General features: G+C 42.2%; 12 protein-coding genes and 1 pseudogene. 11 read left to right on the forward strand and 2 right to left on the reverse strand.

The window, feature by feature from the left end; all coding sequences use genetic code 11:
• The first annotated feature begins 52 nt into the window (after positions 1-52).
• The 7 genes and pseudogenes from ACDZ28_RS13905 to ACDZ28_RS13935 all read left to right on the forward strand — a co-directional run bounded on the left by ACDZ28_RS13905 (position 53) and on the right by ACDZ28_RS13935 (position 7020).
• Positions 53-1294 carry a M20 family metallo-hydrolase gene (locus ACDZ28_RS13905; protein WP_375104972.1) on the forward strand — a complete coding sequence of 414 codons (1242 nt, stop codon included), beginning with the start codon at positions 53-55 and terminating at the stop codon, positions 1292-1294.
• 316 nt (positions 1295-1610) lie between these two features.
• Positions 1611-2588 carry a ring-cleaving dioxygenase gene (locus tag ACDZ28_RS13910; protein ID WP_375104973.1) on the forward strand — a complete coding sequence of 326 codons (978 nt, stop codon included), beginning with the start codon at positions 1611-1613 and terminating at the stop codon, positions 2586-2588.
• Positions 2589-2605: 17 nt separating this feature from the next.
• The gene (locus tag ACDZ28_RS13915; protein WP_042124607.1) at positions 2606-3211 is read left to right on the forward strand and encodes a flavin reductase family protein; all 606 of its coding nucleotides are present in this window, start codon (positions 2606-2608) and stop codon (positions 3209-3211) included.
• Positions 3212-3375: 164 nt separating this feature from the next.
• Positions 3376-3951, forward strand: a complete 576-nt coding sequence (locus ACDZ28_RS13920; RefSeq protein WP_339289445.1) for a TetR/AcrR family transcriptional regulator — start codon at positions 3376-3378, stop codon at positions 3949-3951.
• Between the two features lie 69 nt (positions 3952-4020).
• Positions 4021-4890, forward strand: a pseudogene (locus tag ACDZ28_RS13925) (NAD(P)-dependent oxidoreductase).
• 69 nt (positions 4891-4959) lie between these two features.
• Positions 4960-6012, forward strand: coding sequence for an LLM class flavin-dependent oxidoreductase (locus ACDZ28_RS13930; RefSeq protein WP_042124613.1), 1053 nt, complete (start codon positions 4960-4962; stop codon positions 6010-6012).
• A 39-nt stretch (positions 6013-6051) separates the two neighbouring features.
• A complete protein-coding gene (locus ACDZ28_RS13935) occupies positions 6052-7020 on the forward strand; it encodes an alpha/beta hydrolase (protein ID WP_042124615.1) in 969 nt (322 codons plus the stop codon).
• Between the two features lie 157 nt (positions 7021-7177).
• On the opposite strand, the gene ACDZ28_RS13940 is transcribed toward ACDZ28_RS13935, so the two are convergent.
• Positions 7178-7717, reverse strand: coding sequence for an NADPH-dependent FMN reductase (locus ACDZ28_RS13940; protein WP_375104974.1), 540 nt, complete (start codon positions 7715-7717; stop codon positions 7178-7180).
• 280 nt (positions 7718-7997) lie between these two features.
• Here ACDZ28_RS13940 and ACDZ28_RS13945 point away from each other — a divergent pair, with 280 nt between their 5' ends.
• The 3 genes from ACDZ28_RS13945 (at position 7998) to ACDZ28_RS13955 (ending at position 11827) form a co-directional block, all read left to right on the forward strand.
• Positions 7998-8450, forward strand: coding sequence for a MarR family winged helix-turn-helix transcriptional regulator (locus tag ACDZ28_RS13945; RefSeq protein WP_042124619.1), 453 nt, complete (start codon positions 7998-8000; stop codon positions 8448-8450).
• Positions 8451-8461: 11 nt separating this feature from the next.
• Positions 8462-9673 (forward strand): MFS transporter, encoded by a 1212-nt coding sequence (locus tag ACDZ28_RS13950; protein ID WP_076117974.1) that lies wholly within the window; start codon positions 8462-8464, stop codon positions 9671-9673.
• Between the two features lie 384 nt (positions 9674-10057).
• Entirely contained in the window at positions 10058-11827 is a 1770-nt protein-coding gene (locus ACDZ28_RS13955; protein ID WP_375104975.1) for a M3 family oligoendopeptidase, read from the forward strand.
• On the opposite strand, the gene ACDZ28_RS13960 is transcribed toward ACDZ28_RS13955, so the two are convergent.
• The gene (locus tag ACDZ28_RS13960; RefSeq protein WP_375104976.1) at positions 11824-13404 is read right to left on the reverse strand and encodes a bifunctional metallophosphatase/5'-nucleotidase; all 1581 of its coding nucleotides are present in this window, start codon (positions 13402-13404) and stop codon (positions 11824-11826) included. The genes ACDZ28_RS13955 and ACDZ28_RS13960 overlap by 4 nt on opposite strands.
• A 174-nt stretch (positions 13405-13578) precedes the next feature.
• Here ACDZ28_RS13960 and ACDZ28_RS13965 point away from each other — a divergent pair, with 174 nt between their 5' ends.
• Positions 13579-14556 carry a phosphate/phosphite/phosphonate ABC transporter substrate-binding protein gene (locus ACDZ28_RS13965; RefSeq protein WP_375104977.1) on the forward strand — a complete coding sequence of 326 codons (978 nt, stop codon included), beginning with the start codon at positions 13579-13581 and terminating at the stop codon, positions 14554-14556.
• Positions 14557-14597 lie beyond the last annotated feature (41 nt).

Consider the following 14597-nt stretch of genomic DNA (forward strand, 5'->3'; position numbering starts at 1 on the left):
ACGAATTTTGATGAAACCATAATCATGAATACCCAGGATTGGAGATACTGGCATGGATAGAAAGAGCAGATATCAGGCATTATTTGATAATATTAATCAATACAATTCGGGTGAGAAGGGCATCACTAGAATTGCCTATACAAATGAAGAGCAGACCTGTACGAGTGCTTTTATGCGGATGTGTAAGGCTGAGAATTTAGATATTCGGATGGATCATTGCGGAAATGTGATTGCTAGAAGAAATGGGAAGATAGAAGGGCTTCCACCCGTTGTAATGGGCTCTCACTTGGATACGGTATACCAAGGAGGGAAGTACGATGGTGTGGTAGGTGTAACGGCTGCCTTGGAAGTAATCAAACGTTTAAACGAAAAAGGGATTGAAACGGATCATCCGATCGAAGTTATTTCATTTGCCTGTGAAGAATCCTCGCGGTTTGGTATTTCAACAGTAGGCAGCAAAGTAATGGCAGGGTTATTTCAGAAGGAGAAATACAAAGGTTTAAAGGACAAAGATGGGATTACCATGGAAAAAGCATTTTCGCTATGCGCATTAGATTATAACAGTATTGATCAGGCGAGTAGAGGGGATGAAGTACTAAAAGCGTTTTTCGAATTACATATTGAGCAAGGTCCCGTCTTAATAAACAATAATAAAAAAATAGGAATTGTGACTGGAATTGCTGCACCCGTGAGACTTCATATTCAAATATCAGGGAAAGCATCCCACTCTGGAACGACCCCTATGAATATGAGAAAAGATGCTTTTCTAGGTGCGTCAGAAATAGCACTTGAGCTTGAAAAAGCAGCTAAACTCGAGCAAGAATATGGAACGGTTGCGACCCTTGGGGTGATAGACATCTTAAATGGTGCTATGAACGTGGTTCCGGGAGAAGTTGAAATTAAAATTGATATCAGATCTACTTCAGTGGCATCCAGACAACGTGTGTTAAGCCATTTATATCAAACGATATCCTCAGTACAAGCAAGCAGACAACTTGAAATTGCGAGTACGGAGATCATTTCGGAGGAACCTGTCCTATTATCAGATGAGATCAGTCATGTTCTAGAATCCATTTGTGAAGAGAAGGGGATATTGAGTCAACGGATGATCAGCGGGGCAGGACATGATGCTATGAACATGAACAAACTTTGCCCAGTAGGGCTTATCTTTGTTCCTTCTGTAGATGGACTAAGTCATCATCCTAATGAATATACAGATATGGACGATATCATTATGGGGATTGATATCTTAGAAGAAGCTGTTCTTCGTTATGCGTTTGTAAGACAAGCGTAGGTTCATCTTTCACTGAATTTATTAATGGCAGAGGTAATTTGAAACCGAACAGCCTTGTGATTCTTCACATCCTGAACAAGGCTGTTATCTTTTATAGTGTTTTGTTGACAACAACAAAGGAGTGTGTTAAATTTATCTTAAGTTAAAGATAATTAATGTAAAGATAGTTTAAAAGTATTGTTTTATGAAACATAGGAACAATGTTGGAAAACAAATTTTTTTGATAGATATCTTAACATTAAGATAATTCAATTAATCTTTCTTAATTTAGGGAATTATATTGCAAAATCAAACTAAACTTTAGGAGTGTATAATAATGAGAAATCTAAAAGGGATTCACCACGTAACAGCCATCACCAGCAGCGCAGAGAAGAATTATGAGTTTTTTACTTACGTATTGGGAATGCGTCTAGTGAAGAAGACCGTCAACCAAGATGATATCCAAACGTATCACTTGTTTTTCGCGGATGATAAGGGCAGTGCCGGAACAGATATGACGTTCTTTGACTTCCCTAACATTCCTAAAGGGGTACACGGTACCAATGAGATTGCTAAAACATCCTTTCGAGTACCAACAGATGCTGCATTAGACTACTGGGTAAAGCGTTTTGATCGCCTGGATGTGAAGCATTCCGGAATTAAAGAGCAATTCGGCAAAAAGACATTATCCTTCGTAGATTTTGATGACCAACAATATCAACTGATCTCGGATGAATTTAATGAAGGGGTTGCATCAGGTACACCATGGCAAAAAGGACCGATTCCTTTAGAGTTTGCGATAACGGGTTTGGGACCGATTTTTGTACGTATAGCTGATTTTAGCTATTTTAAAGAAATGTTGGAAAAAGTCATGATGTTCAAAGAAATTGGCCAGGAAGAGGCTTATCACTTGTTTGAAGTCGGCGAAGGCGGAAATGGTGCGCAAATTATTGTAGAGCATAATGAGGACTTACCGAATGCGCGTCAAGGCTTTGGTACCGTTCACCATGCTGCCTTCCGTGTAGAGGATCGTACCATGCTAGATGAGTGGACAAAGCATTTTGAAGAATTTGGGTTCCGTACCTCAGGGTATGTAGATCGTCATTTCTTCGAGTCGCTGTATACACGTGTTGCTCCACAAATTTTGTTCGAGCTTGCAACAGATGGTCCCGGGTTTATGGGGGATGAGGAATACGAAACGGTTGGAGAGAAACTCTCACTGCCACCATTCCTGGAGCCTAAGCGGGAGCAAATTGAGAAGTTAGTTCGTCCAATTGATACGGTAAGAAGCACGATCGATTTCGTGAAAGAGTGAAGAAGGAGCTGGGGAGATTGATTTCGATTGATCCGAAGCAAAATAGTGAGCGGGAAAATTATAAATTATTAATTGGTACTGTAATTCCTAGGCCCATTGCCTTTGTCACCACACAATCAGAAGATGGTATTTTGAATGGTGCACCGTTTAGCTACTTTAATATCGTCTCTTCTAACCCCCCGATGGTTTCACTGTCTATTCAAAGACCAGCGGGGCGATTAAAAGATACAGCCCGTAATATCTATAACAATCATGAGTTTGTTGTGCATATTGTGGATGGTGAGAATGTTGGGAAAATCAATCAAACCGCTGCCTCATTGCCAAGAGGAGAAAGTGAAATTGAACTAGCTAATCTTACACCGGTCCCAAGTGAAAATGTAACTGTACCTGGAGTATTGGAAGCAAAGGTTCGAATGGAATGTAAGCTTGTACAAGCGATACCTCTAGGGGAAGAAGAACCTGGAAGTGATCTATTCATTGGCGAGATTGTTCAGTTTCATATCGATGAATCGATTTATCAGGAGGGACGGATTGACCCTAGAGCCTTAAATGCAGTGAGTCGTTTGGCGGGATCAAATTACGCTACGATTGGTGAGATTTTTGAAATTGAAAGACCGGAATAATAAACTAAGACCTGTTCGTAAGCGATGAAGCCTACCGAGCAGGTCTTTTTGTGGGCTATTTATAGTCATCAGCTATGCCAAGCAAACAGTAAGGTTATCTCTCGAAGTTTATCTGGACTGATCGTTCCAGATATGTTATATTGCCATTACAGGAGGTGTTACTCATGGCAAGGACAAGAGAGTTTAACGAGGATCAAGCACTACATCAAGCGATGCTGTTGTTTTGGAAAAAGGGTTATGAGGCAACAAGCATACCGGACTTGCTGCAGGTTATGGGCATTAGCCGATCTAGTCTTTACGATACTTTTTCTGACAAGCAAACGTTGTACATTGCCGCACTGGAACATTACAAAAAGGTTAGCTTCAATAAACAGGTCATTCTTGAACGGGCATCAAGCGTTAGAGCAGGGATACAACAATTTTTTGAGCAACATATTACTTCAGCGTACGATACGAGCCTACCCGGCGGGTGTTTTGTAACGAATGCAGCTACAACACTAGAGTCGCGGGATGAAAAAATAAATGAATTGATAAAGACTAGTTTTTTGAATTTAGAAGAGGCTTTTTGCGAGCTTTTGGAAAAAGGCCGACAATCAGGTGAAATTGATAAAACCACTGATGTCAAAGCGTGGTCTTATTTATTGCTGAATCTACATCAAAGCATAAATATTATGGCAAAAGCAGATCAAGATCAGCAACGTGCCAAAGAGATGATAAACTTTGTAATTGCAGAAATATAATTTTTTTTTGGTTATTCTGGAACGATCGTTCCGTTATTGTAAATCATCCTTAATGCGGAGAAGAGACTTATGAAAATATCATTTATCGGGCTTGGGAAAATGGGTTTTCCAATGGCCCAAAATTTGTTGAAAGCTGGTTATGAATTAATCGTTTTTAATCGTACTCGTTAAAAAGCGCAACCCCTAATAGATCAGGGAGCGTATTATGCCGAGACACCATTGGAGGCAGCAAAAAAGAGCGATATGGTCATAACCATGCTTTCTGACGATGCCGCTTTGGAGGAGATTGTTGAGGGTCCGAATGGAATTTTGAATGGATTATCAGAAAAAGGAATTCACATATCTGCCAGTACGATCAGTGTAGATCTGGCTCGGAAATTATCCGCGGCGCATGCGGAGAGAAAGCAATACTTTGTGTCTGCCACAGTGCTGGGGCGTCCGGATGCCGCTAAAGCAGCTAAATTGCGCATCATTTTGGCAGGTCCGGAGCAAGCCAGACAACAGTTAATTCCTGTTTTAGAACAATTAGGTCAGGAAATATTCGAGATTGGGGATTATAGCGAAGAAGGAAATGTTGTGAAAATAGGTGTAAACTTTTTAATTGCTTCTATGCTGGAAGCTTTATCAGAAACGCAGCTGATGGTAGAAAAGTATGGCATAGAGCCAGCCCGTTTTATGGATGTGGTGAATGCTCTTTTTCAATCTCCCTTATATCAGAACTATGGGGCGATAATGACAGAACAGCGGTTTGAACCAGCTGGGTTAAATATGAAGCTAGGGCTGAAGGATGTTGCACTGGCTATAGAGGCAGCGCAGTCCGTCCAAGCTCCTCTACCTTTGGGCCAACTTATCCATCATCATTTATCTGAAGGAATAGCCCGTGGTTATGGTGAGATGGATTGGACCGCTTTAATCCGTTGTCTAGAGCATTCTTCTTAAAAAAATAGGTTTGCCCCAATCTCTGTTGGTTGTAGTCCAGGAGAAAAATTAAAAGAGGTGTGATAAACCATGGAAATAGGTGTTACTTCGTTCGTAGAAACAAAGCCGGATATTGAGACTGGAATTGTAATGAGTCACGCACAGCGATTACGAGAAGTAGTCGAAGAAATCGTACTTGCGGATCGGGTGGGACTTGATGTTTTTGGCATAGGTGAGCATCATCGTGAAGATTATGCAGCTTCTTCACCAGCAATCGTGTTGTCCGCTGCTGCGTCCTTGACTAAGCGGATTCGCCTGGCTAGTGCTGTGACGGTCCTTTCATCTGCTGATCCTGTACGTGTGTTTCAGGATTTTGCTATGCTTGACGGCATCTCCAATGGACGTGCCGAGATTATAGCGGGCAGAGGTTCATTCGTTGAATCCTTTCCGTTGTTTGGTTATGGCCTACATGACTATGAGGAGCTATTCAATGAAAATATCGAACTGCTTATGAAAATACGGGATTCCGAGAAAGTAACATGGAAGGGAGGCCATCGGCCAGCAATTCATAATTTGGGCGTATACCCGCGGCCCGTCCAAAACTCTTTACCTATATGGATTGGCAGCGGAGGTACGCAAAGCTCTGCCGTTCGTGCAGGACTTTTGGGTCTGCCATTGATGTTGGCGATCATTGGCGGGAATCCAATGAATTTTGCTCCGCTTGTAGAGCTGTACAAGAAGGCGGCGGCCCGCGCTGGACATGATGTATCGCAGCTTCAGGTGGGATCTCATTCGATTGGATTCGTCGCAGAAGATACGGAACGGGCAGCAGATATCTTTTTTCCATCTACCCAATATGGCATGAACAAGCTCGGGAAAGAACGAGGATGGTCGTATTACGACCGTTCCAGCTATGATGCGGCCCGAAGCTTTGATGGCGCATTGTACGTTGGAGATCCAGAAACAGTTGCTCAGAAGATCATTCATCTACGGAAGCATGTAGGTATTACACGCTTTATGATGTATGTTCCACTAAGCACGATGCCACATGAGCAGGTGTTGCGGGCTATAGAACTGCTCGGAACGGAGGTTGCTCCACGAGTACGAGAGGAAATTGCCAAGTGGGAAGCTGAGAAGGAATAGGGATTATACAAGCAATCATTATTGTATTGGAGGATTTTCATGAGTATCGATAAACGTATACTACCAGAATTAAGAGAGGCATATTCACAATTTCCAGGGTTTCAATTGGAAGAGAATTTAGAGTGGAGCAGAAGTTTAGTGTCGGCTCCGCCAGTGAAGAAATCAGAGCATGTAAACACAATCAGTCGAAAAATTCCGGGTGTTGCAGGGGAGATGCTGGTAAAAATTTATGAACCTGCTGGGCGAAATGCTGACAAGCTTCCAGCTATGCTGTGGATTCACGGGGGCGGATACGTGTTAGGACATCCTGATATGGACGACAAGTTGTGTGAACGCTTTGTTCAGACGGCTAGATGTGTTGTCGTGTCGGTTGATTATAGGCTGGCACCCGAGCACCCCTATCCAGCTGCAATCGAAGATTGTTATGCTGGTTTAGTATGGATGACGGAAGAGGCGGAATCGCTTGGCATTGATGAGAATCGGGTTGCAATTGCTGGTGCAAGCGGTGGCGGCGGGCTGACAGCAGCACTTGCACTGATGGCACGAGATAAAGGTGGACCCTCCATTATCTTTCAGATGCCGTTGTATCCGATGCTCGACAACCGTAACATTACGCCATCAAGCCATGAGATTACGGAAGAAGGTGCAATCTGGAACCGGACGGACAATTTAACGGCTTGGAACATGTACCTGGGCGAGGAGAACGATGCCAGTAGGATATCTTCCTATGCGGTACCAACGAGAGCGGAGAACTTAGCAGGACTGCCACCAACCTATACATGTGTAGGTCAGCTTGATCTATTCCGAGATGAGACGATCGAATATGTAACACGACTTGCGCAAGCAGGTGTAGATATCGAATTTCACTTGTATCCCGGATGCTTTCATCTTTTCGAAATATTCGTTCCAGAAGCGGAAGTGAGTCAGCGCGCCGTTCAGCGCTATATAGATGCGATGGCCCGGGCACTTCACCCCAAACACTCGCCCTCCCCAAGCGAGAGCTGTTAATAATGCAAGCCCAAACCATATGATCATTGCTCCTTGTTCTAGGGTGGTCATTTCATCACACACAAAAAATACACCCTTAGAATCGACCGGATAACCCATAGGTTTATCCAATGTCTATTCCAAGAGGTGTATTTCATAAGATTAAAGCAGGTTAATCTTAACGCAATGTTTTGAGCGCACCGCTCCAAGCCAATACTTGATCAAGCATGCCGTTTACATTGGTCAGGTGAAGATCCGCTGGTTTGAACACAGCACCGTTCTCGAAATCAGTGAACAGTGACAAGGCCGGATGTACACGAACGTCTGCTACTGACAGTTCTCCCAAAATTCCACGTAAATGCTCAGCTGCACGAGCGCCGCCTACGGAACCATAACTTACGATACCCGCTGCTTTGTTGTTCCAAGCTTCACGCGCGTAATCGAGTGCATTTTTCAGTGATGCGGAAATACTGTGGTTGTACTCTTGAACGATAAATACGAAACCGTCTAATGTAGCTAGCTTTGTATTCCAAGCAGTTGCTTGTTCAGTGGCATCTACTTCTCCCATTAGTGGAAGTTTGAAGTCCGCGATATCTACGATCTCATAATTAGCATCTCCACGTGCATCTGCTACCTTTTTAACCCATTCCCCTACTTGTGGGCTTAAACGACCTTGACGAGTACTTCCCAGAATGATTCCGATGTTTAATTTAGACATTGTTTGTTCCTCCTCGATTTTTGTTCTACCAAATAGTTTGTCTAGAAATCCCATGAATTACACAACCTTCAAATAAATAATATTAAGCGTGTTACGCTCTAGTTGTCTTTAAGTTAAGTATCTTTAACATGAGATAATAATACTTCATCAAGTTTACTTTGTCAAGCAACTTAATAATAGTTAGCATATGTTTTTGTCTCACCTTTACAAAATTAGTTGTCTAGAATATAATTGTTTAAGCAACTATTTAAAATGAGCTGAAATGAGAAGAGGGCTGATCATGACAACACAGCATAACCAATCCGAACTTACGTTAGGGTTTATGATGGGAACGACCTATCGTAAGTTAAGTGCGTTATTCCAAAATGGGCTAAAAGAATATGATATTACACCTGAGCAATGGTCAGTTCTTTTTCAAGTCGATAGAACGGAAGGGTTGATTCAGAAGGACATCGCGAAGCGTTCAGGTAAGGATAAACCAACTACGACGCGAATTCTGGATCACTTGGAGGGAAAAGGACTGATCTATAAAAGAACGGGAGAGAATGATCGGCGTTCTTTTAAGGTTTATATTACGGAAAAAGGAAGAGCTTTGATTAAGGAGACCTTTCCTATTGAGGATCAAGTCACAGATGAGATTATGAACTGTATTTCTAGTGATGAATATGAGCTGCTCATGGGATTGCTGCTAAGAATAAACAATCATATCGATCAAATAAATGATGGAGAGTAGGAACGTAAGTTATGCCAGAACAACTAGAACTACGTACGAAGCTTTGGACCAAGTCTTTTATTGCATTAACGATTAGTGCTTTATTTTTATTTATGAATTTACAGATGCTGCTATCTTCATTTCCGTCTTATGTAAAAAGTGAATTTCAAGCCGGAGATATTATGGTCAGCTTGGTTACAAGTGTATTTGCGCTAACTGCGATTGCTTCACGTTTTATGACTGCTTTTCTGATGCGGAGGGTTAGCCGCAATGTACTACTATATATTGGTTTAGCCATCGCGGCTGCCATAACCGGTCTTTATGTGGCAGCAGACTCCATCGGGTCACTATTGCTGATGCGGGTAGGCTATGGGATTGGGTTCGGGATTGCCAGCACGATTATTCCCACGATTGTTTCACAGATTATCCCTAGCAAAAGAATGGGCGAAGGGATCGGCTATTTTGGCTTATCAACCAGTCTTGCAATGTCCATTGGTCCTATGATTGGCTTGAACGTAATGAAGCAATCGGGGTTTGGAACACTGGCGATGATCGGAACATTTACTTTGCTTCTTGCCTTTCCAGTCCTGTTCTTCTCACGTTCGCTTCCTGCTGTATCGAAAAAACAGCCTATTGAGCGATCCATTGCACCATCCCAACCAATTAAGGTTCCTTTTAATACAAAGTTAGTATTGCCCGCAATATTGAATGTCTTGCTCGCGATCACTTATGGGGGATTGCTTAGCTTCATCGCTTTATTCGGTGAAGCGGTACATTTAGAGCAAGTGGGTTTGTTCTTCTTATTTAACGCGATTACAATCATCATTATTAGACCTATTTCCGGCAGACTATTTGATAAAAAAGGACCCGCTGCTGTTCTGATTCCCGCAGCGGTTTGTGTTGTCGCGAGCTTAACGGTGCTCTCGTATACGGCATCCATGCCAATGCTCATTGTCTCCGCACTGCTGTATGGACTCGGCTTTGGAGCCATTCAGCCAACTATACAGGCTTGGATGCTTCGGACGTCTACACCTGCACAGTATGGCATGGCGAACAGTATGTTTTATAACTCTACAGATTTAGGGGTAGCCAGTGGGGCCATTATTCTTGGGGCGATCTCGGCAGCATCCAATTATGGGATGATGTATCGTTATTCTGCTGGATTCATGGTGCTATTCCTAGTGATTTATATTGGGATTCAGATTACTAAGGCTAGAAATAACCCTTCAGCTTTAAGTCAATAAGGGATGATTTCAGATTAAGCTAATCTTTAGGTACTATTCATATCGTTTTAAGCTAAAAGGGTTATAGTAAGGGTTATAGTAATCACATAACCCCCTTAAATATAGACCTTGACCCTGCCGGACGTTGGCAGGGTCCTTTTTTTTGTTCATGAAGAGGGTAGAGATCTTTAGATTAAGCCAATCTTTATCTACTATTCATATTCTTTTAAGCTAAGAGGGTTATAGTAATCACATAACCCCCTTATAATATAGACCTTGACCCTGCCAGACGTTGGCGGGGTCCTTTTTTTTGTGTGAAGAGAGGAAGTACATTATGTCGATGCACTTTTTTGTCGTTATGGATTATGCTTAGAAGAAAGTAATCGATGGGGAAGAGGTTTGCGAATGAATATGACATGGAATTTGGATAGCATATACCCCTCGTTTGAATCGGAGAAGTTGAAAGGGGATCGCGAGTTACTGGGTCAACTTATTATAGATTTAAAAGCCTGGGCTGAGGGCAAACTAAAACTTGAAGGTGTTTCCGTCGCAGCGATCGAGAACTTTCTAAGACTCTACAACGATTATAAAAGCGTATATGTATGTTTATTAGCTTATGCAGAGTTAACGCTTAGCGCAGACAGCAGTTCTGAGGAAGCCATGGATCTTGCGGATGATATTGAACATTTGAGCTCAGAGATTGCTGGAGTAGTTGCGGGTTTTAACCGTTGGATTAGTACTTGTGATCACATAGATGAGCTTATCGTTAGCTCAACTTATCTTTTGAAGCATCGATTTTATTTAAAGGAGCTTCTTCTGCAATCCCGTTATGTATTAAATGAGGAAGTGGAAGTTGCAATTGCCAGAATGCAGAGCACGGGTTCTAAAGCGTGGGGAAGGCTCTACATGGAGAGCGTATCGAGTACACTAGCAGATGTGGTAGTACAAGGGGAAACTAAGAAAGTAACGCTTGCGGAACTAAGGAGTATGGCCTATGAGAATAACGCTACATTAAGAAAAGCGGCTTATGAAGCCGAGGCTGAAGCTTGCAGCCGTATTGCTGGGGTTTGTGCAGCTTGCATGAATGGAATAAGTGGTGAGGCGCTAACGGTTTATGGCATGCGTGGATATCAATCTTCTCTGGAAAAGGTGTTAGTGGCATCGCGAATGGACAGTGAAACTTTATCGGCAATGCTCGCCGCTCTTCAGGAGAGTCTGCCAGCTTTTCATACCTATTATCAAAAGAAAGCCGAATTGCTGGGACATTCCACCAAGCTGCCTTTTTACGATATTTTTGCACCGATTGGCGAAGAAAGTGTAAAAATCTCTTACGAAGATGCTCAAAAAACAATTGTCTCTAGCTTCGGAACCTTTAGCGAGGAATTGGCCAGTTTAGCGCAAAAGGCTTTTGATCAGCAATGGATTGATGCAGAACCTAGAGCGGGTAAGGGTGGATATGGGCTCTGCATTGATATTTTTCCGATAGGCGAGAGCAGAATCATGACCCAGTTCACCGGAAATGCTATAGATATTAGTATCCTTGCCCATGAGCTCGGCCATGCGTATCATAGCTCCTGTCTGGGGAATGAAACGATGCTGAATACAGATTACCCGATACCGATTGCCGAAACGGCTTCGATCTTTTGCGAAACAATTGTAAATCAGGCACTACTCACTAGTTCGACCAAGAAGGAAGCGCTGCTTCTATTGGAGAGAAGTATTTCCGATGCTGGGTATTATCTTGTAGACTTTTATGCTCGTTATTTATTTGAGCTTAAATTATATGAGAGAAGAGCCTTAGGTCCGCTTCCTGTTCAAGAGCTGAACGAATTGATGATTACTTGTATGGTGGAAGCTTACGGTGAGAGCATTGATCCTGACACGATCCATCCTTACATGTGGATGAACAAGGCCGGCTATTTTATGGCTGGTTATGAATTTATGAACTTCCCGTATTCTTTCGGACTATTATTCGCTAAAGGACTCTACGCAGAATATTTAAAAAAGGGCGAGGGATTCGTCGCCCGGTATCGTCAGTTCCTTAGTGCTACCAGCAAGCATAATATTGCAGATGTAGCAAAGTTTATGGATATTGATGTACATTCCATTGATTTTTGGAGAGGGGCTTTAAAGCTGATAGAAACCGATATTAAGGCATTCATCAGCACAACTTAAACCACTCTCCAGTTGTGATCACAGGTAGCTTCAATTTGACCGCGTTTTTCAATGTAATTCGTGACAATTTCAGACATGTCGATCAGTACTTCTTTGACAATCGGCTTGCCCTTATACATCTCATAATCTCCACCGCCGCTTGCTCTATAGTTGTTCATAACAACATCATATTCCTTAGAGTCCTCTACAGGCTGCCCATGATACAGCAGATGGAGGACTCTTTTGCCTACAGGTTTATGGATATGAAGCTCGTAGTGGATGCCTTCCCACATATCATAATTGTAATGTTGCGATTTAGGTTCTACATAAGCAGGGTTAACCATTACATTTCCCTCTATATCCTTTTGGAAATAGTTGGCGGTTTGTTCCAGTGCCTCTTTTATATCTCGCCCGGTCAGTCTTAGTACAGTTAGCGTGTTAGGGTAAATGAAGTTAGAAAGAATGTCTCTCCGTGTAATGGTGTTACTGAAACCCTTGCAATCGTTACTGAGCAAAGCTGATGTTGAGATTTCTACACCGGTAGCCTCCATTTGTACTTTATTCATGAATTCTATAAAGGGATGGTCAGCCATTCGGCATTCATCTGCACTAGAAATAGATAAATCACCGATAACTGTACCTATTCTCTCATCCAGCCAGGTTTCTGTTTCTGATTCAAGAGTACTGCTAAGCTCTAGAAGTGTATCATCTACAGCGGTCTTGTCGTCCACAGCAAGGAGTTCGGCTTGTTTACTCTTCATCTTCCAATGCTCGTTTTCTTTTTGAAAGATTACTGAAATCTTACCTAGGGAATGCCCATTACAACCAGGCTGTATGATCGTCACACCATTTAGCTCACTAGCTATGAAGCGATGCTGATGTCCGGTAATTAACACATCTAAGCCTTCAACCTCTGTGCACATTGCGTAGGCTTGATTCTCCCCAGTTTGTCTCTCTACAGGTTCACCACTAATGAGGTCGCGCTCAAATCCGCCATGATAAGCTACAACGAGTAAATCGGGCTGTTCTTCTTCTCGTATCGTGGCACACCAAAGTTTTACAGTCTCTAACGAATCCTTAAATTGAAGTCCTTCTATATGGACAGGATTCTCCCAGTGGGGAATGTAATGTGTGGTTACCCCTAGAATGGCTATCTTGATTTTTTGGTCTACCCACTTGATGATATAAGGTTTACCAAATGCGGGCTCACATGTCGTGCGATCTATAATCCCAGCAGATAACCAAGGGAATTTGGAATCCTGAATGGCTTTATTGAGCAGTGGCTTACCAAAATTAAACTCATGGTTGCCGATAATTGCAGCGTCATATTTTAATTCGTTCAGTGCAGCTATGCCTGGATTTAATTCGTCACTGTACTGCGTGGCTGCATAATAAGCTAGCGGTGTCCCTTGAATAAGATCACCGTTATCCAGAAGAATCAGTTCCGGACAATGGGATCTTTCTTGTTTAATAAGGCTGGAAATGGTTGCTAAGCCCTTTTGTCGTTTCTCACCTGTACGGTAATCAATGGGTCCTAAGTGCCCATGTAGATCACTTGTTATGAGGATTTCACAGGTTAAAGTGTTGTCTTTATTCATGGGAAGCCTCCTGCAAATTATAAGTTCAGACCCCCATTCTATCAGATAATTTGGAAATTTTAAGAGATTAAAATAAATTTTACATATATTTAATAGTTAGATGCCCTAGATTTAATACAAAATATTTATAGTCTAGAAGTACTAAAAAAAAAGAAAACAGTGGAGGTCTTTCGTTTGAGAAAAATAAGTAAATTCGTATTGCCGCTAATGATGTCTATTACACTGCTTAGTGGTTGTGGTGCTAATAACACTACTAATACTGCAAACCAAGGATCGATAGATGGAACAAATGCACCGAAGGAAACGGCAGCTCCTGTAGCAGAGGGTTATGTTCCAGAGAAGCTTACAGTACAATTTGTCCCTTCCCAAAATGCAGATACGCTCGAAGCTAAGGCGAAACCTCTTGAAAAATTACTGGGTGATAAACTCGGTATTCCTGTAGAAGTAAGTGTCTCGACTGATTACAACACAGTTATCGAAGCTATGGCTTCCAAAAAAGTGGATGTGGGCTTCCTTCCTCCAACAGCTTACGTATTAGCAAAAGAAAAAGGAGCTGCTGAAGTTATTCTTCAAGCTCAACGTTTTGGAGTAAATGATGAAACGGGTGCTCCGACAGATGAATTAGCTGATTTCTACAAATCTATGATTATTGTTAAGAAAGATTCTGCGATCAAATCCGTTGCCGATTTGAAAGGCAAAAAAATTGCCTATCAAAACGTTACATCCTCAGCAGGTTTTGTATGGCCGGCTGCAACGCTGATGGATGCAGGACTTGATCCGTTGAAAGATGTACAAGCCATCACGGTTAAAGGACATGATCAAGGCGTACTTGCTGTGCTGAACGGTGACGTAGATGCAGCAGCTATTTTCCAAGATGCTCGTAATGTAGTCCTTAAGGATTATCCGAAAGTATTTGAAGATACCCAAGTTCTTGCCTTCACTGATAAAATCCCTAACGATACGATTTCGGTTCGTTCAGATATGAACAAGGAATGGATGGAGAAGATTCAGCAAGCATTCATTGATATCGCAGCTGACAAAGAAGGACATGAGATTGTTAAAGAAATTTATTCTCATGAAGGATATGTGAAGTCACAAGATAGCAACTTTGACATTGTTCGTGAATACAACAATAAAGTAAAAACAGAGTAGTCCAAGCCGTTCAAGGATACAACGATGTTGGTGTATAACAG

This window comes from Paenibacillus sp. RS8 (genome assembly GCF_041956825.1).
Lineage (GTDB): Bacteria > Bacillota > Bacilli > Paenibacillales > Paenibacillaceae > Paenibacillus_AQ.

Bases quoted from the DNA above. Each gene is read 5' to 3' on its own strand.
- ACDZ28_RS13905 (WP_375104972.1), top strand. From the start codon at position 53: ATGGATAGAAAGAGCAGATATCAGGCATTATTTGATAATATTAATCAA.
- ACDZ28_RS13910 (WP_375104973.1), top strand. From the start codon at position 1,611: ATGAGAAATCTAAAAGGGATTCACCACGTAACAGCCATCACCAGCAGC.
- ACDZ28_RS13920 (WP_339289445.1), top strand. From the start codon at position 3,376: ATGGCAAGGACAAGAGAGTTTAACGAGGATCAAGCACTACATCAAGCG.
- ACDZ28_RS13930 (WP_042124613.1), top strand. From the start codon at position 4,960: ATGGAAATAGGTGTTACTTCGTTCGTAGAAACAAAGCCGGATATTGAG.
- ACDZ28_RS13935 (WP_042124615.1), top strand. From the start codon at position 6,052: ATGAGTATCGATAAACGTATACTACCAGAATTAAGAGAGGCATATTCA.
- ACDZ28_RS13940 (WP_375104974.1), bottom strand. From the start codon at position 7,717: ATGTCTAAATTAAACATCGGAATCATTCTGGGAAGTACTCGTCAAGGT.
- ACDZ28_RS13945 (WP_042124619.1), top strand. From the start codon at position 7,998: ATGACAACACAGCATAACCAATCCGAACTTACGTTAGGGTTTATGATG.
- ACDZ28_RS13950 (WP_076117974.1), top strand. From the start codon at position 8,462: ATGCCAGAACAACTAGAACTACGTACGAAGCTTTGGACCAAGTCTTTT.
- ACDZ28_RS13955 (WP_375104975.1), top strand. From the start codon at position 10,058: ATGAATATGACATGGAATTTGGATAGCATATACCCCTCGTTTGAATCG.
- ACDZ28_RS13960 (WP_375104976.1), bottom strand. From the start codon at position 13,404: ATGAATAAAGACAACACTTTAACCTGTGAAATCCTCATAACAAGTGAT.